17 protein-coding genes are annotated in these 20,688 nt (G+C 67.0%); 10 read left to right on the forward strand and 7 right to left on the reverse strand.

What is annotated here, in order from left to right:
* Window positions 1–175: 175 nt before the first annotated feature.
* Window positions 176–1,576 (forward strand): FAD-binding oxidoreductase, encoded by a 1,401-nt coding sequence (locus ABD729_RS06130; protein ID WP_344709268.1) that lies wholly within the window; start codon window positions 176–178, stop codon window positions 1,574–1,576.
* Window positions 1,577–1,616: 40 nt separating this feature from the next.
* Entirely contained in the window at window positions 1,617–4,754 is a 3,138-nt protein-coding gene (locus ABD729_RS06135) for a helicase-related protein (protein ID WP_344709269.1), read from the forward strand.
* Here ABD729_RS06135 and ABD729_RS06140 read toward each other — a convergent pair.
* Window positions 4,751–6,109 carry an MFS transporter gene (locus ABD729_RS06140; RefSeq protein ID WP_344709270.1) on the reverse strand — a complete coding sequence of 453 codons (1,359 nt, stop codon included), beginning with the start codon at window positions 6,107–6,109 and terminating at the stop codon, window positions 4,751–4,753. The genes ABD729_RS06135 and ABD729_RS06140 overlap by 4 nt on opposite strands.
* A 149-nt stretch (window positions 6,110–6,258) precedes the next feature.
* On the opposite strand from ABD729_RS06140, the gene cyoA reads away from it, so the two are divergent.
* From cyoA to ABD729_RS06175, 7 genes are read left to right on the forward strand one after another with little or no spacing between them, the layout of a single operon-like run.
* Window positions 6,259–7,365 carry a ubiquinol oxidase subunit II gene (gene cyoA, locus ABD729_RS06145; RefSeq protein ID WP_344709271.1) on the forward strand — a complete coding sequence of 369 codons (1,107 nt, stop codon included), beginning with the start codon at window positions 6,259–6,261 and terminating at the stop codon, window positions 7,363–7,365.
* A gap of 24 nt (window positions 7,366–7,389) precedes the next feature.
* Entirely contained in the window at window positions 7,390–9,438 is a 2,049-nt protein-coding gene (cyoB, locus tag ABD729_RS06150; RefSeq protein ID WP_344709272.1) for a cytochrome o ubiquinol oxidase subunit I, read from the forward strand.
* A gap of 5 nt (window positions 9,439–9,443) precedes the next feature.
* Window positions 9,444–10,085 carry a cytochrome o ubiquinol oxidase subunit III gene (gene cyoC, locus ABD729_RS06155; RefSeq protein ID WP_344709273.1) on the forward strand — a complete coding sequence of 214 codons (642 nt, stop codon included), beginning with the start codon at window positions 9,444–9,446 and terminating at the stop codon, window positions 10,083–10,085.
* Complete coding sequence (gene cyoD, locus ABD729_RS06160) at window positions 10,082–10,465, forward strand: cytochrome o ubiquinol oxidase subunit IV (protein ID WP_344709274.1); 384 nt, start codon at window positions 10,082–10,084, stop codon at window positions 10,463–10,465. Before cyoC ends, cyoD begins: the two co-directional genes overlap by 4 nt.
* On the forward strand, window positions 10,462–11,163 hold the full coding sequence (locus tag ABD729_RS06165; RefSeq protein WP_344709275.1) for an SURF1 family protein: 702 nt from the start codon (window positions 10,462–10,464) through the stop codon (window positions 11,161–11,163). Before cyoD ends, ABD729_RS06165 begins: the two co-directional genes overlap by 4 nt.
* On the forward strand, window positions 11,163–12,470 hold the full coding sequence (locus ABD729_RS06170) for an ATP-binding protein (protein ID WP_344709276.1): 1,308 nt from the start codon (window positions 11,163–11,165) through the stop codon (window positions 12,468–12,470). The genes ABD729_RS06165 and ABD729_RS06170 overlap by 1 nt, the downstream gene beginning before the upstream one ends.
* Entirely contained in the window at window positions 12,467–13,000 is a 534-nt protein-coding gene (locus ABD729_RS06175) for a response regulator transcription factor (protein WP_344709277.1), read from the forward strand. The genes ABD729_RS06170 and ABD729_RS06175 overlap by 4 nt, the downstream gene beginning before the upstream one ends.
* 5 nt (window positions 13,001–13,005) lie before the next feature.
* Here ABD729_RS06175 and ABD729_RS06180 read toward each other — a convergent pair whose 3' ends face one another.
* Window positions 13,006–14,253 carry a DUF3422 family protein gene (locus ABD729_RS06180; protein WP_344709278.1) on the reverse strand — a complete coding sequence of 416 codons (1,248 nt, stop codon included), beginning with the start codon at window positions 14,251–14,253 and terminating at the stop codon, window positions 13,006–13,008.
* A 135-nt stretch (window positions 14,254–14,388) separates the two neighbouring features.
* Here ABD729_RS06180 and ABD729_RS06185 point away from each other — a divergent pair, with 135 nt between their 5' ends.
* Complete coding sequence (locus ABD729_RS06185) at window positions 14,389–14,925, forward strand: c-type cytochrome (protein ID WP_344709279.1); 537 nt, start codon at window positions 14,389–14,391, stop codon at window positions 14,923–14,925.
* Between the two features lie 94 nt (window positions 14,926–15,019).
* Here ABD729_RS06185 and ABD729_RS06190 read toward each other — a convergent pair whose 3' ends face one another.
* Genes ABD729_RS06190 through ABD729_RS06210 form a run of 5 tightly spaced genes read right to left on the reverse strand, consistent with a single transcriptional unit; the run spans window position 15,020 to window position 20,616 of the window.
* Window positions 15,020–16,207, reverse strand: coding sequence for a geranylgeranyl diphosphate reductase (locus ABD729_RS06190; protein WP_344709280.1), 1,188 nt, complete (start codon window positions 16,205–16,207; stop codon window positions 15,020–15,022).
* Complete coding sequence (locus ABD729_RS06195; protein ID WP_344709281.1) at window positions 16,180–17,496, reverse strand: BCD family MFS transporter; 1,317 nt, start codon at window positions 17,494–17,496, stop codon at window positions 16,180–16,182. The genes ABD729_RS06190 and ABD729_RS06195 overlap by 28 nt, the downstream gene beginning before the upstream one ends.
* On the reverse strand, window positions 17,493–18,395 hold the full coding sequence (gene chlG / locus ABD729_RS06200) for a chlorophyll synthase ChlG (protein ID WP_344709282.1): 903 nt from the start codon (window positions 18,393–18,395) through the stop codon (window positions 17,493–17,495). The genes ABD729_RS06195 and chlG overlap by 4 nt, the downstream gene beginning before the upstream one ends.
* Window positions 18,396–18,444: 49 nt before the next feature.
* Complete coding sequence (gene ppsR, locus ABD729_RS06205) at window positions 18,445–19,863, reverse strand: transcriptional regulator PpsR (protein WP_344709283.1); 1,419 nt, start codon at window positions 19,861–19,863, stop codon at window positions 18,445–18,447.
* A 24-nt stretch (window positions 19,864–19,887) separates the two neighbouring features.
* On the reverse strand, window positions 19,888–20,616 hold the full coding sequence (locus ABD729_RS06210; protein WP_344709284.1) for a cobalamin B12-binding domain-containing protein: 729 nt from the start codon (window positions 20,614–20,616) through the stop codon (window positions 19,888–19,890).
* Between the last annotated feature and the right edge of the window lie 72 nt (window positions 20,617–20,688).

Consider the following 20,688-nt stretch of genomic DNA (forward strand, 5'->3'; position numbering starts at 1 on the left):
CTTTGCCCGCCGCGGCCAACTTGAACAATAGGAAAGCGAATGGCATCGCCCAAAGCATGGGTCGGCCGCCATTCCCCCGCTTCACGTCCCCGCTTCGCGCAGGGCCGGCTCCCGCCGCGGGACGAAGTGGACAAAGTGAAATCCAAGGCAGTTTTCCTTTTTCCGGCGCCCGCCGATGACCCTCGCCACCTTCCTCGACACCCTCACGGCGCGCCTGCCGGATCGGGCCATCGTCACCGACGCAGGCCAGATCGAACCCTGGCTGACCGACTGGCGGGGCCGCTGGACCGGAACCAGCGCGGCGCTGCTCCAGCCCTCTACCACGCAGGAAGTGGCCGCGATCGTCCAAGCCGCCGAACTCCATGGCATCGGCCTCGTTCCGCAGGGCGGGAACAGTTCGATGGTCGGCGGTGCGACCCCGCCGTCCGACGGCTCGTCGGTCATCCTCTCGCTCCGCCGCATGAACCGCATCCGCAACCTCGCGCCCGATCATGCGGTGGTGGAGGCGGGGGTAATCCTCCACGACCTCCAGCAGGCCGCGGTCGACGTCGGCGCGCGCTTCCCGCTCGACCTTGGCGCGCGCGGCTCGGCCACCGTCGGCGGGCTTGCCTCGACCAATGCCGGGGGGACGCAGGTGCTGCGCTTCGGCACCATGCGGGCGCAAGTGCTGGGCATGGAAGCGGTATTGAGCGGCGGGCAGGTCCACGACAGCCTCGCTGGACTGAAGAAGGACAATCGCGGCGTCAGCCTCGACCATTTGCTGGTCGGAGCCGAAGGGACGCTCGGCATCGTCACCGCGCTTCGTCTGCGGCTGGTGCCCGGCGCCGTGCAGCGCGCGGTCGCGTGGATAGGGCTTGCCGATCCGCACCAGGCGCTTGCCCTGCTGCGGCGACTGGAAGGCGCGACCGGCCAGATCGAGGGGTTCGAACTCATCCCTTCGGTCCTGCTCGGCCGTGTCCTCCATCACATTCCGCAGACCCGCGCCCCGCTGGCCGGGGAATGGCCGTGGCATGTCCTCATCGAAGCCACTGCCGGCCCGGCCGATGAACCGCCGCAGCAGTTGCTCGAACGGCTGCTGGCCGATGCGCCGCAGGTCGGCGATGCGGCGATCGCGCAAAGCGAGGCGCAGGCCGAGGCGCTGTGGCGCCTTCGCCATTCGATTTCGGAGGCCGAGCGCGCCGAGGGCCCCGCCGCGCAGCATGACATCTCGCTTCCGATCGACCGCGTTCCGGGCTTCCTGACCGAGGAAGCGCGGCTGATCGAACAGCGCTTCCCCGGCACCGAAGCGAGCGGTTACGGCCACCTTGGCGACGGCAATGTCCACTTCCACGTTCGTGCCCCGGCGGGCGCTGGTCGCGACTGGGCCGACAGCAGGGAGGGCAAGGCGGTCAGCGCGCTGGTCCACGACCTCGTCACCGCCGCCGGCGGCTCGATCTCGGCCGAACATGGGATCGGCCAGATGAAGAAGGACGAGCTTGCCCGGCTCGCCCCGCCGGCGCGGATCCAGGCGCTGCGGGCGATCAAGCGGGCGATGGATCCGCAGGGTATCTTCAACCCCGGCAAGCTGATCGATTGAGGCGGCGGGAACAGCCACCGGCCCGGCCCGTTCCCTGACGATGGCGCGGGGCGATGAACAAAAGAGAGCCGATCTCGAGATCGGCGAAATGGTTGCGGCCTTGCTTTCGGCGGAGGCGCCGCGGCTCCTCTTCCTGGCCCGCGACGAAGTCCGCGCCGATGCCGTGGCGCGGGCCGCCGCATGCGTCTCGGGCGCCCGCCTGGTCCTCCACCTCCCGGCTTCCGACGTCCTTCCGGGCGACGACGCGCCCGCCTCGCCCAGCGTCGCCGGCCAGCGTACCGCGACCCTTCGCCACCTGGCTGAGGCGGTCCGAGACGAGCGCCCGGTCCTGCTGGTCAGCAGCGGCGAAGCGGCCGGACGGCTGGTCGCACCGCCCGCCGCCTTCGTCGCCAAACCGCCGCTCCTCAGCTGCGGCGACCGCTTCGATCTCGAAGGCTTTGCCGACACCGCGCATGGCCTTGGCTATCATGACGACGACCGGGTCGATGAACCCGGCGAAGTCGCGGTCCGGGGCAATGTCGCCGACCTTTATCCCGGCGACCGTCCGCATCCGGTGCGGATCGAGGTGGCGGACGGCGTCATCACCGCCATCCGCACTTTCGATCCCCTCACCCAGCTTACCGATCAGGAGATCGACCGGCTGGAGATCGGGACCGTCGCCGAACCATCGGCGCGCAACGGCGTCCCGCTGCCCGACCATCTCCCCGGCGCCGTGCTGGCGCTTGACGAAGGGGCCGACCGTCGGCGCAAGCTGTTCCTCAACCTCGCCGCCGACAGCGCCCGGCGGCGCCCGGCACGCGCGCTGGCCGACATCTGCGACGAGGAAACGTGGCAGAAGGCGGCCGGTGCGCTTCAACCCCTCGACCTGTCCGCCCAACTTGCTGCCGCGCCGCCGCGGTTCGTCGAGCAGCGTGGACCCGAACGCGCCTTTTTGCGCTTCGCCAAGGCCGCGCTGGCGGATGGCAAGACCCTGGTCCTGCTCGGCTCGCCCCGCGACCTTCGCTTTCTGTCGGGCCGGGTGGCGAAGGCGCTGAAGACCGAGGTCGCGGCAGCCGGGGAATGGAAGGACGTGCTCGCAGCACCGCCGGCGTCGGTGCTGGCGCTGCCGATGGCAGTCCGCCGCGGCTTCACGCGTGGCGCGCTGGTCGCGGTGACCGCCGGCGACCTGATTGGCTCGCGCGCAGGGCAGGACAGCGGGCAGGACGCGTCCGCAGCCGAGCTCTTCGCCGCGCCCGAAATCCGGCCCGGCGACGTCGTCGTGCACGAAGATCACGGACTGGCAGTCGTCGCCGGCATCACCGAATTGCCCGAACAAGGCGGCGACGCGGTGGTGCTCCGCTTTGCCGGGGACGCGCGCCGACTGGTGCCCGTCGCCGACGCCGGCCGGCTGTGGCGCTACGGCTCCGACGAGGACGCCGTGACGCTCGACAAGCTCGACGGCTCGTCATGGGAGAAGCGCCGCGGCGAGGTGCTGGCGGCGGTCGCCGACACCGCGCGCGGTCTGGTTGCGCTGGCGGCGGAGCGGGCCAAGGCCGAGGCCGAGGCGATCGACCCCGACGCCGCGCGCTACGAACAGCTGGTCGCGGGCTTTCCCTTCACCGAAACGCCCGATCAGCTCCGCGCCGTCAACGCCATCCGCGGCGACCTCTGTTCGGGCAAGCCGATGGACCGGCTGGTGGTCGGCGACGTCGGGTTCGGCAAAACCGAGGTCGCGCTTCGGGCGGCGGCGATGGCAGTCTTCGCCGGTAAGCAGGTCGCCCTCGCCGCACCGACGACGGTGCTTGCACGGCAGCATCTCGAAACCTTCCACGATCGCTTTGCCGACCTTGGCATCGCAGTTGCGATGCTGTCGCGCCTCGTCACCGCTGCTGAAAAGAAGCGGGTGGTCGCCGGGCTCAAGGACGGCAGCATCTCCCTTGTGGTCGGCACGGGCGCGATCGCCGGCAAGGGCGTCAGCTACAAGGACCTCGGCCTCGTCATTATCGACGAGGAGCAGCGCTTCGGTGCCAAGGACAAGGACAAGCTGCGCGGCCTTGGCGCCCCGCACGCCCTGAGCCTGACCGCGACGCCGATCCCGCGCACGCTGCAATCCGCGCTGGTCGGCCTGCAGCCGGTCAGCATTCTCGCGACTCCGCCCGCCCGGCGCCAGTCGATCCGCACCGAAGTCGGCGCGATGGACGAAGCGAAGCTGCGCACCGCGCTGATGCGCGAACGCTCGCGCGGCGGGCAGAGCTTCGTCGTGGTGCCGCGGATCGAGGACATGGAGCCGCTTGGTGAAAAGCTGAAGCGGCTGGTTCCCGAACTCACTCTCGTCCAGGCGCATGGCAAAATGCCCGCCGCCGCGATCGACGAGGCGATGGTCGGCTTTGCCAAGGGCGACGGCGACGTCCTGCTTGCCACCAACATCATCGAGGCCGGGCTCGACGTGCCACGCGCCAATACGATGGTCGTGTTCAAGGCCGAACGCTTTGGGCTTGCGCAACTCCATCAGCTGCGCGGCCGGGTCGGACGCGGGGCCCGGCGCGGGCAAATCCTTCTGATGACCGCCACGGCAGACATCCCCAAGCGGACGCTCGACCGGCTGAACACGCTTGCCGCCTTCGATCGCCTGGGGGCAGGGTTCGCGATCAGCGCCCGCGACCTCGATCTGCGCGGCGCCGGCAACCTCCTCGGCGAGGAGCAGTCGGGGCATTTGAAGCTGATCGGCATCGACCTCTACCAGAACCTGCTTGGGCGAGCTCTGCGGCGGGCCCGCGGCGAGGAAGTCGATGCGCCCGAGCCCGAGCTTCGCCTGGGCACCGCCGGGCGGCTGCCGGCGACGTGGATCCCCGAAGAGGAAGTGCGCCTGTCGCTCTACCTCCGCCTCGCGCGGCTCGAGGATAGCGGCGAGCTCGAAGCGCTAAGGGCCGAGATGGCGGACCGCTTCGGTGAGCTTCCGGTGGAGGCCGAAGCCTTGCTCGACGCCGCGCAGGTGCGGTTGCTTGCCCGTGCCGCCGGGGTGCGGCGGATCGATGCGGGGCCGGCCGCTATCGCCATCACGCCGGCGGACGCCAGGGTGGCCCCGCCCGCGCAGCTTCAGGCCAAGGACGAGCGCTGGCTATTCCGCCCGCAAAGCGATGAACCGGCCGAGCGCCTGTCCGAGCTGGAAGGCGTGTTGGCCGAACTTGCCGGGGTCTAGTCGGCGACGACGGCCGGGCTCTCGCTCTCGCTCTCGCGGCGGCCCCACTGGCGGTTGATGCGCAGGGCGCCCAGCGTGCAGATCACGCCCGACAGCAGGTAAAGGCCGACTGCCCACAGCCCGAAGGTCGCGGTCAGCCACAGCGCGACGAGCGGGGCAAAGCCGGCGCCGATGAACCATGCCGAGTTGGAGACGATCGCCGCACCCGTGTAGCGATATTGCTGCCGGAAACTGCCGTTCACCGCTCCCGCCGCCTGCCCGAAGCTGAGGCCGAGAAGGATGAATCCGAGCAGCAGGTACAATCCCTCGCCGAACTGCCCGAAGCCGAGCAGGACCGGCGCGAAGCAGAAGGTGCCGATCAGCGCCGCCGACACGCCCAGTACCGCGCGCCGGCCGACCTTGTCGGCAAGGATGCCCGACGCGACGATCGCCACCACGCAGAGCAGCGCGCCGAGCCCTTCGATGATGAGGAAGCGGACCGGGCTGGAGGTGGTGAAGAGTTGATTGTAGGACAGCGGAAACACCGCGACGAGGTGGAACAGCGCAAAGCTCGCAAGCGGCGCGAAGGCCCCGAGCAGGATCACGCGCCATTCCGAAAAGAGGGTTTCGAAGGGCGGCGAGGGCTGCAGTTCGCGATTGTCGAAGAGGCGCTTGAATTCGGGCGTCGCGACGATCCGCAGCCGCGCGAACAGCGCGACGATATTGAGCGCCAGGGCGACGAAGAAGGGATAGCGCCAGCCCCAGCGAAGGAAGTCGGAAGGTTCGAGCAGCGCGAGGAAATAGGCGAACAGGGCGCAGGCAAGCGCCAGCCCGAGCGGGGCGCCGACCTGCGGGATCATCGAATACCAGCCGCGCTTCTCCTCCGGGGAGTTGAGCGAGAGAAGGGACGGAAGGCCGTCCCACGCGCCGCCGAGGGCGACACCCTGGAGCAGGCGGAACAGCCCGAGCAGCCAGGCGCTCGTCGCTCCAACCTGGGCGTGGCTGGGAAGCAGCGCGATCGCCATGGTCGAACCACCGAGCAGGAACAGCGCGATCGTGAGCTTTACCCCGCGGCCGTGATGCTGGTCGATGTAGGTGAACAGGAAGGTGCCGAGCGGCCGGCCGAAGAAGGCGAGGCTGAACAGGGCAAAACTGGCGAGGGTTCCTTCGAGCGGCTGCAGGTAGGGAAATACGTAGGAAGGGAACACCAGCACCGAGGCGATGGCGTAGACGAAGAAGTCGAAGAATTCGGTGGTGCGGCCGATGATGACGCCGATCGCGATCTCGCCCGGGCGGATGTCGCCATGGGTCGAATTGACCACCCGCCCGTCGCGCTCGAGCGAGGCGGAGTGCGCTTTGTCTGCCGCTGTGTTCATCGTGAAGCGTCTTCTCTCAGCTTTGGCATTGGCTCACGCAAGGCGCGAACTCCCACATTGCCACTCGCTTTGCCCTAGCCGGCGGAAGGATGGGATTGGACATTTTGTCCAATGTCCGCGCCGACGGCACCAGCCTACTTGGCCATTCCATGAAGTCGTTGTCCCATTTCCCGGTTCGCTGTTCACTGGCGGTAGCGCTGTGCGCGCTGCTGCTCGCCGGGTGCGAGCGCGCGGTGTTCAATCCGGCCGGCGACATCGCCCGCCAGCAGCGCGACCTGATTGTCATCTCCACGGGACTGATGCTCCTGATCATCGTCCCGGTCATGGTGCTGATCGTGGTCTTCGCCTGGCGGTATCGCAAGGGGAAGGGCGGGACCTACGATCCCAATTTCGACCATTCGACCACGCTCGAACTGGCGATCTGGTCGGCACCGCTGCTGATCATCATCGCGCTTGGTGCGCTGACCTGGTCGAGCACCCACCTCCTCGATCCGTTCCGCCCGCTCGACCGCAAGGCGACCGCGCTCGAGGGCAAGGCGCAGAACAGCCAGGCGCTGCGGGTGCAGGTCGTGTCGCTCGACTGGAAGTGGCTGTTCATCTACCCCGACCTCGGGATTGCGACGGTCAACGACCTCGTCCTTCCGATCGATCGCGAAGTGCGGTTCGACATCACCTCGTCGAACATGATGAACACCTTTTACGCGCCGACCATGGCGGGGATGATCTATGCCATGCCGGGGATGCAGAGCACGCTTCACGCGGCGCTCGATCGTCCGGTCGACAGCTTCGGGCTGAGCGGCAATTACAGCGGCGCGGGCTTTTCGGGCATGCGCTTCCGGATCCGCGGCGTGACCGACCAGCAATTCGCGGGCTGGGTCAACGGCGCGCGGGCCAGCGGCCGCAGCCTCGACACCGCGACCTACCTTAGGCTCGTGAAGCCCAGCGAGCGGGTGCCGTCCATGCTCTTTTCGGTCGGCGACAAGGACCTGTTCCGCCGCATCGTCGAGCGCTGCGTCGAGCCCGGCAAGCCGTGCATGGGCGATGTCATGGCCAAGGACATGGGCCACGGCGGCGGGCACGGGACGATGCCGCCCGGTCGCGGCTCGGCTCCGCCCCATGGCGACAAGCCCGAGGGCGCGATCTTCAAGTCGCCCGAAGAGAAGGGCACCGGCGCCAACGTCACCAAGCCCACCGATCCGCGGAAGGCACCGGGGGTCACCAAACCCGGCGATGATGCCAACCGCAACATGACCTGATCATCCGAGAAAGCAGAACGCCAAGTGTTCGACGCAAAGACCATCTTCGGCCGGCTCAGCCTCGAGAGCTTCCCGATCCATGAGCCGATCCTGCTCATCACCTTCGCGGTGGTGGCGCTGGGCGGGCTCGGCGTGCTCGGGGCGATCACGAAGTTCAAGCTGTGGGGCTATCTGTGGCGGGAGTGGTTCACCACCGTCGACCACAAGAAGATCGGCATCATGTACTTCATCCTCGGAATCGTCATGCTGCTGCGTGGCTTTGCCGATGCGGTGATGATGCGCCTCCAGCAGGCGATGGCGTTCGGTGCGAACGAGGGTTACCTGCCGCCGCATCATTACGACCAGATCTTCACCGCCCACGGGACGATCATGATCTTCTTCGTGGCGATCCCCCTGGTCTCGGGCGTCATCAACTTCGTCATGCCCCTGCAGATCGGCGCGCGTGACGTTGCCTTCCCCTACCTCAATTCCCTGAGCTTCTGGCTGACCGCAGCGGGTGCCGGACTGGTGATGGTATCGCTGTTCGTGGGCGAATTCTCGACCGCGGGCTGGCTCAACTACGTGCCGGTCGCCAACCTCGAGAATTCGCCGGGGGTCGGGCCCGACTATTATCTGTGGGCATTGCAGATAGCCGGCATCGGAACGACGCTATCGGCGCTGAACATGGTGACCACGGTCATCAAGATGCGCGCGCCCGGCATGACCATGATGAAGATGCCGGTGTTCACCTGGACGGCTTTCTGCAGCCAGGTGCTGGCGGTCGCGATCTTCCCGGTCCTGACCGGCGCCTTCGCGATGCTGATGCTCGACCGCTACGTCGGCACCAACTTCTTCACCAACGACCTTGGTGGCAATCCGATGATGTACTGGAACCTCGTCTGGCTGTGGGGCCATCCCGAGGTCTACGTGCTCATCCTGCCGGTGTTCGGCATCTATTCGGAAGTGACCTCGACGTTCACCGGCAAGCGGCTCTTCGGCTATTCGTCGATGGTCTATGCGACGGTGGTCATCACCATCCTCAGCTACCTCGTCTGGCTGCACCACTTCTTCACCATGGGATCGGGGGCCAGCGTCAACAGCTTCTTCGGCATCGCGACGATGGTGATCGCCATTCCGACCGGCGCCAAGATATTCAACTGGCTGTTCACCATGTACCGCGGCGAGATCCGCTTCGAGCTGCCGATGATGTGGGTGATCGCCTTCATGCTGACCTTCGTGGTCGGAGGCATGACCGGCGTGCTCCTGGCGGTCCCGCCTGCCGATTTCGTCCTTCACAACAGTCTGTTCCTGGTCGCCCATTTCCACAATGTGATCATCGGCGGCGTGGTGTTCGGCCTGTTCGCGGGCATCGAATACTGGTTCCCTAAGGCATTCGGCTACAAGCTCGACAAGTTCTGGGGCAAGGTCCACTTCTGGGGCTGGGTGATCGGCTATTGGGTGGCGTGGACGCCGATCTACATTGTCGGCCTGATGGGCACGACGCGCCGCGTTCACCATTTCGACGATCCGACGTTGCAGCCCTGGTTCATCGTCGCGGCGATCGGTGCCGGCATCATCCTGATCGGCATCATCGGCTTCATCGTCGGTCTGGTCGTAAGCTACCGCAAGCGCGACCAGCTGCGTGTCGGCGACGACCCGTGGGAAGGCCGCACGCTGGAATGGTCGACCACCTCGCCGCCACCGTCCTACAACTTCGCCTTCACGCCGGTGGTCCACGATCTCGACGCCTGGTACGACATGAAGAGCCGCGGCTACGCCCATCCGGCGGAAGGCTTCCGGCCGGTCCACATGCCGCGCAACACGGGCACGGCGATCATCCAGGCCGGTCTTGCCGCGGTCCTTGGCTTCGGGATGATCTGGTACATCTGGTGGCTGGCGGTGGCGGCGTTCGTCGCGCTGATCGCGGTCACCATCTGGCACAGCTTCGACTACAACCGGGATTATGACATCCCGGCCGAGGAAGTCGCCCGGGTCAGCCGTGAAAAGCTTTCCTACCTCGACATCAATTACGCGCCCGAGCCGGCGCTGCTGCCCGCGCCCAGGACGGGCACGGCGGCCCCGGCGGGAGCCTGAGGACCATGGCCACCATCGCACCTGACGCAAGCTTCGACCGCGACACCTTCCACCTGATCGAGAAGGAAGGGCATGATCATGGCTCGGCCCATGCCAGCCCGGTCCTGCTCGGCTTCTGGATCTACCTGATGAGCGACGCGCTCATCTTCGCCTCGCTGTTCGCGACCTATGGCGTCCTTTCCACCAGCTTTGCCGGTGGACCGGGCCCCCGCGACCTGTTCGATCTCGAGCTGGTGGCGGTCAACACCGCGATCCTGCTCGTTTCCTCCATCACTTACGGCTTCGGCATGCTGGCGATGGACAAGGGCGGGGTTCGGGCGGTGCAGGGCTGGCTGGCGCTGACCGCGCTCCTCGGCATGAGCTTCGTCGCCATCGAGCTTTTCGAATTCGGCACGCTGATCGCGGAGGGCGCAACACCGCAGCGCTCTGGCTTCCTCAGCGCCTTCTTCACGCTGGTCGCGACACACGGCCTTCACGTGACGGTCGGGATCATCTGGATCGGCATCATGCTGGTGCAGGTGGGCAAGCACGGCCTCAACGTCGTGAACCGGCGCCGCCTGACCTGCCTCAGCATGTTCTGGCACTTCCTCGACGTCGTGTGGATCGGCGTCTTCTCCTTCGTCTATTTGCTGGGAATGCTGCGATGAGCGCTGCGACCGATCACACCCCCGACGCCGGCCACGGCGACGAGCACGGCCATGGGTCGAAGAAGAGCTACCTCGTCGGCTTCGCGCTGTCGGCGGTGCTGACCTTCATCCCCTTCTGGCTGGTGATGGCAAGGCCGATCGGAAGCCCCGGGCTGGTCGCGCTGCTGATCATCCTGTTCGCGGTGGCGCAGATTCTGGTCCACACCATCTGCTTCCTGCACGTGAACACGAGCGGGGAGGGCGGCTGGACGCTGCTTGCCTATGTCTTCACCGGCGTGCTGCTGTTCATCACGATCGCGGGCTCGATCTGGATCATGTATCACCTCAACACCAACATGATGCCGGGGATGATGACCGGCGAGGTCAGCACCACGCCGTGACGCCGGCGCGCCCCAAGCGCCTGTTCCTGCCGGCCTTGTGCGCGTTGCTCGCCCTTGTCTTTGCGGGCCTGGGCGTCTGGCAGGTCGAGCGCCTGGCCTGGAAACGCGACCTCATCGCCCGGGTCGAGGCGCGGCTCGCCGCGGCGCCGGAGGAACTGCCCCCGCGGGCAAGCTGGACGAAGCTCGACCCGCGGGAGATCGAGTATCGCCGCGTCCGGGTACGGGGCGTCTTCGATCTTGCGAACACGACATTCGTCGATGCACTGACCGAGCGGGGCGCTGGCAATTGGGTGCTGACCCCGCTTCGCACGGGCGAGGGCACGATCATCGTCAATCGCGGCTTCGCCCCCAAGGGCTGGAACGATCCGCCGCGGGAGGCCGCACCCGTCGAGATCATCGGACTGATGCGCCTCAGCGAACCGAACGGCCGCTTTCTCCGCGCCAACCGCCCTGGGGACAATGCCTGGTATTCCCGCGACATCGCAGCGATCGCTGCCGCGCGGGGACTTTCCGGCGTCGCCCCCTTCTTTATCGACGCCGCCGTGGGCAGCCCCGCCGATGCCTATCCGATCGGCGGCATGACCGTCGTCCATTTCCGCAACGCCCACCTCGTCTACGCCCTGACCTGGTTCGGTCTCGCCGCCCTTTGCGGCTTCGGGCTGGCGCTGATGGTCCGAAACAAGCACAACGGGGGTTGATGGACGTGCCCCTGCTCGCCCTCACCAACCAGGCCTCGCGGCTTCCGGGTCGGTCCCCGCAGGAAGCGGTGGTCGAGAACATGCGGCTGCTCATCCAGCTGCGCTGGATCGCGGTCGGGGGACAGTTGATCGCGATCCTCGTCGCGCATCGCCTGCTCGGGGTCGATCTCCCGCTTCCGGCGATGCTCGGCGTTGCCGGACTGCTGGCGATCGGCAACCTCCTCTTCACCCTGACGCAGCAGGAGCGCTGGGTCGTCCCGGGCGAGCTGTTCCTTGCATTGCTGCTCGACATGGCCGCGTTGACCGCCCAGCTTTACCTGAGCGGCGGGGTCCGCAATCCCTTCGTCTCGCTCTACCTTCTGCAAATCGTCCTTGGCGCCGTGCTGCTGCCGGCCGGCCGCGCCTGGCTTCTGGCGGCGGTGTCGATCGGGGCCTTCATCTTCCTTGCCCTTCACCACCTGCCCCTGAACCTTCCGCCCCAGCTCACCCCGGCGTTCGACCTGTTCCTGATCGGCGAGGAGATCGCCTTCGTCATGGTCGCGGTGCTGCTGGTGCTGTTCACCACCCGCATCAGCCGCAACCTGCGCGCGCGGGACGCCTATGTCGCCGAGCTGCGCCAGAAGGCGGCCGAGGAGGATTCGATCGTTCGCATGGGACTGTTCGCAAGCGGCGCAGCGCATGAGCTTGGAACACCTTTATCATCCCTGTCGGTGCTGGTCGGTGACTGGCAGCGCGATGCCGAGCGATCGTCCGACCCGCATTTTCGCGAAGAGCTCGCCGACGCCCGCCGGGCGGTGGAACGCTGCCGCGAGATCGTCAGCGACATCCTCGACACGTCCGGGCTGCCCCGCGGCGAAGCCATGGCCAGCCTTGCCGCCGAGGACGTGCTGGAAGGGTTGGTGACCGACTGGACCGCGCTTCACGAACAGGTTCCGCTGGAAGCGAGTTTTCACGGCGTGCGCGGCGCCCGCATCCCCGGCGAGCCGGCGCTTCGCCAGGCCTTATGGAGCCTGCTGGAAAATGCGGGCGAGGCAAGCCCGGGCGGAATCGCGATGCGCGCCGTGGTCGAAGGAGATCAGCTGGTTGTGCACGTCCTCGATGACGGGCCAGGCTTTTCGCCGGAGCAGCTTGCCCTGATCGGCCACGCGCTACGCTCGGTGAAGGGCTCGGGCCATGGGCTCGGCCTGTTTCTCGCCGCAAGTGTCGCGCGGCGGCTGGGCGGATCGCTCGATGCGGGCAATCGTCCTGAAGGTGGCGCCTCGGTTCGGCTTTCGCTCCCCCTAGTCGGCTCGGGACAATCGGCATGAACGCGCCAAGACGCCTGGTCATCGTCGAGGATGACGAGGATTTCGCGCGCACCCTTGCCCGCTCGTTCGAACGCCGCGGCTACCATGTCCGCACGGCCGTCGGGCCGGCCGAGCTCGACCAGCTGCTAGGGGCGGAGCAGTTCGATTATGCGGTGGTCGACCTGAAGCTCGGCGTGCATTCGGGACTGCCCTGCGTCGGGGCGATCGCGGCGGCTAATCCGGCGACCCGGATCGTCGTCCTGACCGGCTTTGCCAGCATCGCCACGGCAGTGGAGGCGATCAAGCTCGGCGCTGCGCATTATCTTCCCAAGCCGAGCAACACCGACGACATCGAGGCCGCCTTTGGACGCGCTGCCGGAGATGCGGAGGTGCCGGTCGACGGTCGCGCCACTTCGCTGCGCACGCTGGAATGGGAGAAGATTAACGAGACACTGATCGCTACCGGTTTCAATATCTCGGAAACCGCGCGGCGGCTGGGCATGCACCGCCGGACCCTTGCGAGGAAACTGGAGAAAAGGCCCGTCCGCTAGTGCCCCTAGTCGTCGTGGAGACGGCCGGCGACGCGCCGCAACGTCCACCACACCGCGATGACGACGAGCGGCACGAGGATGATGGTGACGAGATGGCCATCGACGGGCAGCCGCCCTTCTGCCGCCTTGAGCGGTATCAGCAGCAGCGACACGACGTAATAAGAGACCGCGGCGACCGAGAGGCCTTCGACCGTGCGCTGCAGTCGCAACTGCATCGAGGCGCGGCGGTTCATGGAATTGAGGAGATCGGCATTGATCTTCTGCGTGACGAGCTCGACCCGCGTGCTCAGCATCTGTCCCGCGCGCGAGATACGCGAGATCATTTCCGCCTCGCGCTGGGCGATACTGGCGCAAGTGCGCATCGCGGGGCCAAGCCGCCGATCCATGAAATCGCGCATCGACTGGCGGCCGGGGAGGGGCTGCTCACCAAGGGAGGCGATGCGGCTCTGGACGATGTCGTGGTAGGCCCGTGCGGCGCCGAAGCGGAAGCTGGTGCTGGCGCTCATCGCTTCCATCCGGCCCGACAAAGCGACCAGCTTGGCCAGGAGGTCGCGGTCGTCGTCGATGCCGAGGTGGGTGGCGATCTTCTCCGTCAGTTCGCGCGCCTCCGCCTCGATCTCCGACAGGCGGGCGGCAGTCTGCTGGGCAATCGGAAAAGCGAGCAGGGCCATCAGACGATAGCTCTCGATCTCCAGCAGGCTAAGCGCGATCCGACCCGTCAGGATCGGATCGTCTACGTGCATGAACAGGCGAAAGCGGGTCATGCCTGCGGCATCGGCGCGAAGATCGGTCAGCAGGGTCGCGGCACCATCGACGATGCGCGCGCCGACCGCCTCCTTGGGATCGGGCGCCGAATCCGGGCGCTGGTCTTCGCGTGAGACGACCAGGGTAGTGAGGACAACGACGCTTCCCGGCAAGGTTTCGAGCCATGCCGGCGGCACGCTGTCGATCGCGCTCGCACTGGCGCCCTTGCTCCTCGGCTTGGCGAAGAAAGTCCAGCTGGAGAACTCCCCATGCTTCTCCCACCGCAATTGCCATTCGCCGCCGTCGACCGCGCACCAGACGGCGTCATCCGCCGCGCGCGGCACGCCGACGCGCTTGCACAGATCGCTGATGTGACGGCGATCGGCGGCGACGCCGTCGGGACCGGAAAGCGCCGCAATGCGGGTGACCAGCATCGGCGGATCGATCGGGGTCGAAGGGCGTGCATGAACTTCGGCAAGCAGCGAATCACGCTGGGGGTGGAAGTCCAAGGGCTGCCCCTTTTTCGAGCCGTTGCAGCCTTAGTGTGAGCCACTCGTTACGTTACTGCAACTGGCCTTTGTGCTGATTTGCCCTGTGTGGACAATTCTGCTTACATCGCCAGCGTAACAAGGGAGTCTTCGCCCATGAATCGTTCTGCTTCTCTGCTTGCATCCGCCCTCCTGGTCGGTCTTTCGGTGACAGCTTGTGGCGGAGGCGACAAATCAAGCAGTAGCGGCGGCGACACTGCGAGCACCACCGCAACTCCGGCTACTAACATCGCCGAGGCGGCCCCGGCGACTGCGGCCCCGGCGGCAGCAGCGGCTCCTGCGGCCGACAATGTCGATACCGTCAGCGGCGCCAAGTTCGCCGACTTCACCGGCGATGCCACCAAGGGCGAAGCGGTGTTCGTGCAGTGCAAGACCTGCCACGTAACCGACGCCGGCGTGAACCGTATCGGCCCGTCGCTGCACGCGATCGTCGGTCGCCACTCGGGCGTCGAGCCGGGCTACACCTATTCGCCCGCCAACAAGAACAGCGGCATCACCTGGACCGCCGAAAAGCTGTTCCAGTATCTCGAGAATCCGCAGCGCGTGGTTCCGGGTACCAAGATGGCGTTTGCCGGTATCCAGGATCCGCAAAAGCGTGCCGACCTGATCGCTTGGCTCGCCACCCAGAAGTAGTTTCTTTTTGCGGCGGCGCGCTGTTCCCGACGGGACGGCGCGCCGCCTTTTTTCATGTCCGGTCGATGTGAACTGCCGGGCCGCGAGCGCAACGTTAGGCCGCGACCTTTGCCAGCCCGAGCAGGTGCGCGGTATCCTTGAGGAAGATGCGCAGGTGGGCGCCGGGTTTCGCCTTCACCAGCCGCTTGTTCATATAGGCCTGCCAGGTGAGATGCTGGACATCCTTGTCCGCGCAAATGTGCACGAAACGCTCACGCCGCTTGTCCGACTTGTACCAGAAATGCTGCATCAGCCGCAGCACCCAGAAGATCTTGCCGTGCGCCTTCATGAAGCGCTGGCGCGCTGCGGCGAGACATCGCGGATCGCCTGAATCGAGGAACTCGGCCACAGCTTCGCCAGCCATCCGGCCGCAGGTCATGGCGTAGTAGATCCCTTCGCCGGATGCCGGTGCGACCACACCCGCGGCATCGCCCGCGACGACCACGTCGACGCCATTATCCCACCGCTTGAGCGGCTTGAGCGGAATTGGCGCGCCTTCGCAGCGGATAGTCTCGCAGCCGGCAAGACCGTTGCGGTCGCGCATGGTGGCGACAGCCTCGCGCAGCGCGAACCCCTTGTGGGCGCTGCCGACGCCGACGCTGGCATGCTCGCCGTGGGGGAAGATCCAGCCGTAGAAGTCGGGGGACAGCTCACCCTGGTAAAAGACGTCGCAGCGACCGGCTTCATAGGCAGGGCTGTCCGCCTTGGGAGCGCGGATCACCTCGTGATAGGCGAAAACACACGGCACGCGTTCGGCGCCTTTCAGCGTGTCGCGCGCGACGGCCGAGCGGGCGCCGTCCGCGCCGATGATGGCGGAAGCCATGACCTTCACCAGCTCGCCGCCGCGCGCTTCGCGGTAGCAGAGGATGGCGCGGCCCGTGGCGTCACGCTCGACCCGCTCGAAGGTGCCGGTGCGGCGATGCGCGCCGTGGCTTGCGGCGCGGCTGCGCAGCCATTCATCGAACACGTCGCGATCGACCATGCCGACAAAACCGTCGCCGACCGGCATCCGTACGGCACGGTCCGACGGCGCGATCATCCGCGCCGCGGTGGCGCGGGCAACCAGCAGGCAAAGGGGGATGTCGAAATCTTCCAGCAGGCGGGGCGGCACGGCGCCGCCGCACGGCTTTATCCGCCCGGCACGATCGAGGAGCAGCACCTTGCGGCCGGCGGAAGCGAGGTCGTCGGCGGCCGTGGCCCCCGCGGGCCCGCCGCCTACGACAACGACGTCGAAGCGCTCCATCGATAATCTCCCATGGGCCCCGGGTGCGCCTTCCGGTCTGGCAGGCGCAGGGCAAAATGTGCTGCAAGCAGGAACAGCAGCGCCTCGGCGCCGAAGGTCAGGGCGAAGGCGGGGCCATCGGCGCCAAGCAGTGCGCGCGCGGCGTCGGTCGCCAGCGCTCCGGTCAGGCCGCCGGTGCCAAACGCGATCGCCTGCGCGGCGCCCCACACGCCCATCCGGACGCCTGCCTTGTCGCTTCCGTCGCGTCCTGCCAGTTCCATCATCGCGGCGATGGCGGAAGCGGCAAAGACGCCGTTCATGAGGCCAAGGAGAAAGATATTGGCGGTCAGCGGCCATGGCGGCCCGGCCCGTGCTGCCAGTGCAAGGCCGGCAAGCGCCGCCGCCGATCCTGCACAGCCGGCGATGGTCCACCAGATGAGGGGCGGTCCACCACGGCGTAGCCACGGCCCCGCAAGGCAGCCGGACAGCAACATGCCGACCAGGATGCCGCCATGCTGGATCCCCGACAGCGACGTCGATTCGCCCGGCGATGCGCCAAAGACGAGCCCGGCGAAGGGTTCGAGGATGAGGTCCTGCATGCTGTAGGCAAGCATCGAAAGGAACACGAACAGGGTGAAGCGCACCGCCTCGCGGTCGCGCCGCACCTCGCGCAGGGCGGCGAGGAAGGGCGTGCGGGCGCGCTCGCCATTGGTCGGCTGCGTTCCGCGCTCCAAGCCAGCCACGCCGATCAGCGAAAGCGAGAAGGCGACGAGCACGATGCTGCCGGCGACGAGTCCGAGGCGATCAAGCGAGAAGGGGGTGAGCAGCTTGCCCGCCACACCGGCCGCGATCGCGATGCCCGCGACCATCATGATCCACGTTGTCGCCGCCGCGGCTGCGCGACGCTCGGCCGGTACCGATGCGGCCAACAGGGCGAGCAGTGCCGTACCCGCGGTGCCGACCCCGAGGCCGATCAGGGTGAAGGCCAGGAGCAAGGCTGCGAAGGCGGCCCAGGAACCGCCGTGCAGCAGGATGACCGCATTCACCGCCAGCAGCGAGCCAAGCGCGAGAAGACCCATGCCGGTCAGGATCCATGGCGTGCGCCGGCCGCTGCGGTCCGAGGCATGCCCGCTTACCGGGCGGCTCAACTGAACCGCATAATGCCAGGCGACCAGTCCGGCAGGAATGGCGGCGGCAAGTTTTAGTTCGACCACCATCACCCGGTTGAGGAGCGAGGTCGACAGCATGACCATCGCGCCGATCGCGGCCTGCACCAGCCCGAGGCGGAAAATGGTCAGCCAGTTCTTCACCGCACGGATCCGAGGCCGACCGCCGCGGCCACCATGCCGAGCACATAGAGGCTGACCCCCGTGGCATTGTACCAGGGGGCGAAGCGACGGGGATCTCTAGCCAACCGCGCCATGCAGAAGAACTGCAGGAGCAAGGACAGGCCGACCGTAGCGGCCGTGCGCGGAAGGTCCGCGGCGACCAGCACCGCGATGACTCCGACCTGCGCCGCCGCCATCGCTACACAGGCCGCGAGCACTGCCGCGCGTGTACCAAGCATCGCGGGCAACGAGCGGACTCCCATCACGCGGTCGCCTTCCACCGCCTTGAAGTCGTTCAGGGTCATGATGCCCCACGCGCCGATGCCATAAAGAAGCAGCACGGCGCAGACGTCCGCCGGCGGGACGGTGCCGAGCATGATCGCGCTGCCCGTGAACCAAGTCAGCGATTCGTAGCTGAGTCCGACCGCGAGCGGCCCCCACCATCCGCTTGTCTTCAGCCGGACGGGCGGCGCGCTATACGCCCAAGCGAGCGCCAGAGCGGCGACGGTGGCGAGCGTCACGACGGGCCCCATAGCGCTGGCGAGGGCGAGCGACAGCAGGCTCCCGGCGATCGCCAGCCACAGGCCCCAGCTGCCGGCAATCCGGCCGGAAGGTATTGGCCGATCGGGCTCGTTGATTGCATCGACGTGGCGGTCGAACCAGTCGTTGACCATCTGGCTGGTCCCGCAGACCAGTGGCCCCGTCAGCAATATGCCCGCGGCCAGCAGCAGGCCCATGCCGCCGATCGGTTGACCCGAGGCGATAACGCCGCAGCCGAACGCCCACATGGGCGGAAACCAGGTGATCGGCTTGGCCAGTTCGAGCACATCGCCTGCCGACGGCAGGGAAGGAGTCGCAGGCGAGCGCACGTGCCGAAACATGAGTGTAAGCTATGCTATACACTTAAAGCGGTCAAACGAATTGGACAGTTTACGGGAGGCTGATTTCGCCTTCGTCGACGCGGCCAAGGCCGTGCCGGTTGAGCTTCGAATAAAGGCTCTGTCGGCTAAGGCCGAGGATTTCGGCGGCCGATGCGCGATTATTCGAAGTATAGGTCAGCGCGGCCTCGATGCAGAGCCGCTCGATCAGGTCCGTGCTCTCGCGGACGATGTCCTTGAGCGGCATCCGCCCGACCAGTTCGGTCAGCTGTTCGACCGACCGCGGAAGGTCGCGCGTGACGGGGGGAAGGTCGCGCAGCCGGCGTGCGACCAGCCGCATGGTGAAGGCATAATGATTGTTCTTGTCGCCGCTGCGCACCGCGGAAACTTCCACTTCCTCCTGCCCGCCGTCCTCGCCGCGAAGGATGGTCGACACGTTGCGGGCTACGCGATGATCGGCGACCTGCGCACGAATAAGGTCGAGGTCGATCCCGGGCCGGCCGAGGAAGTCACCGAGCGGGCGCCCGATCAGCGGCGCGAGGGCGGGGACATGCACCAATTCGAGGAAGGAATCGTTGGCATCGACGATCTCGAGCCGATCGTCGGCAAGGACCAGCGCGTCGGGCAGGCGTCGCACCATGTCGAGGGTCAGCCGCTCGGTCTCGCCGATCCGGGGCTCGCTGCCCGTGCCGAGCTGGATCAGCAGGAAGCTTTCGCTGCCCTGGCGAAACAGCCGCGCCGACAAGGAGGCCTCGGTACCCGACCGCGCCAGCGCGATGGTGACCGGCGGGACCAGGATTCCGGTCGAAACCGCGCCGATAAAGGCGACCAGCTTGTCACGGTCGGCAGCGGATGCCTGGGCGACGAACGGTTGCCCCTGCAGATTGGCGCCGGCCAGGAGGTCCACTCCGGCCGGATTGATCTCCCGGATGCGAAGCGTCGCAAGATCGACGATCAGCATCGGCTCGCCGGTCATTTCGAACAACAGTCGATAGCGGGATTCGGCTTGGCGCAGGCGAAGGTAATCGCGTTCGAGCGATTGCTGCACCTGAAGCAGGCGCTGCTGCAGCCGGGCGGTGGCACGTTCGTCGCGCCCGACCGCCACGGTCGCGCCATTGGGCAAGCGCACGGCGCGGAAGCGCAGCGGCAATTCGTTCGCCGCGCCCGAATGATTGATCTGCCGCCAGCGCGACGGTTCAGACTCGTCATCGCCGAGGATCTCCTCGACCTTGACCCGGCTTTCCACCGTCACGACCGAGGACCAGCGCTGGCCGACCCAATGCTCGACTTCGGCAAGGTCATCGTTGGCGGCAGCGATGTCGCGGATGACGCCGTCTTCATCGACCAGCAGGGCGAGGTCACCCGACGCTTCGGCCAGCCGCGCCACGCCGGCCGCATCCATCCCCGCCAGAAGCGGGCTGTCCTTGTCGAACCGGCGTGAGCCGTCGTCGCGGATGGACGCTTGTTTCATTTCTGCTCCAGCGCCAGAGGCGCGTTACGCGAAGGCGGCGTTAAACGGGGCCGCGACCAGCTGTTCGGCGAGTTCGAGTGCACCAAGCGCGGTTGCCGCCGTTGCATCCGCACCCGCCAGGGATGCGAGGCCCGGATCTTCGGTCAGCAAGCGCCCGCCAAGCATCACACGCACGTTCGGGTTCCTGGACACGTTCCGGATCGCCACGATCAGCGATTTGAGCTGGCCGATATGGCAGTCACAACTGACGGTCAATCCGACGATATCGTATTCCGTGCCTGCCACGTTGGAGAGGATGAGTGCCCGGCTCGGGTCGATCAGCAGGCTGCTGTTCCAGCCGGCCCGGCTGAAGCATTCGTCGATCATCGCCGTGCCGAACGTATGCTGGTCCCCCGGCATGGGCGAAAACAGGATCCGCCGGCCGGAACCGGGGGCAGGGTGGGGAGCGGTCCGCGCGGCGACTTCGCGCAGCACTTCCTGCAGGCGCCACAGGCCCATGGTCACGTCGAGGAAATCGAGCCGGTCCGCCGTCCACTGCTCGCCCAGATAGCGCGCGGCGGGGGCCAGCAATTCGATAAAGATGGTTTCGGTGCTGAGGCCGCGAGCCATGAAGACGTCGACTTCCGCCAGCAGGTCGTACGCTTCGAGCGATACGGCCTGGGGCGCGAAGCGAAGCATCTCCTCCCGGCTGATCGAGCTGCTCGTGGCTTCACCACGATCGCCTCCATCATGTGAGACCAGCAACCGGGCCACGGCCTGGTCGACGGCTCTCATTTCGCCCTGTCCCCGCGCCCTGCGCGGGCCCTCCCCGATCACTGAGGCCAC

The organism is Sphingomonas humi (genome assembly GCF_039536725.1).
GTDB classification, from domain to species: Bacteria; Pseudomonadota; Alphaproteobacteria; order Sphingomonadales; family Sphingomonadaceae; genus Sphingomicrobium; species Sphingomicrobium humi.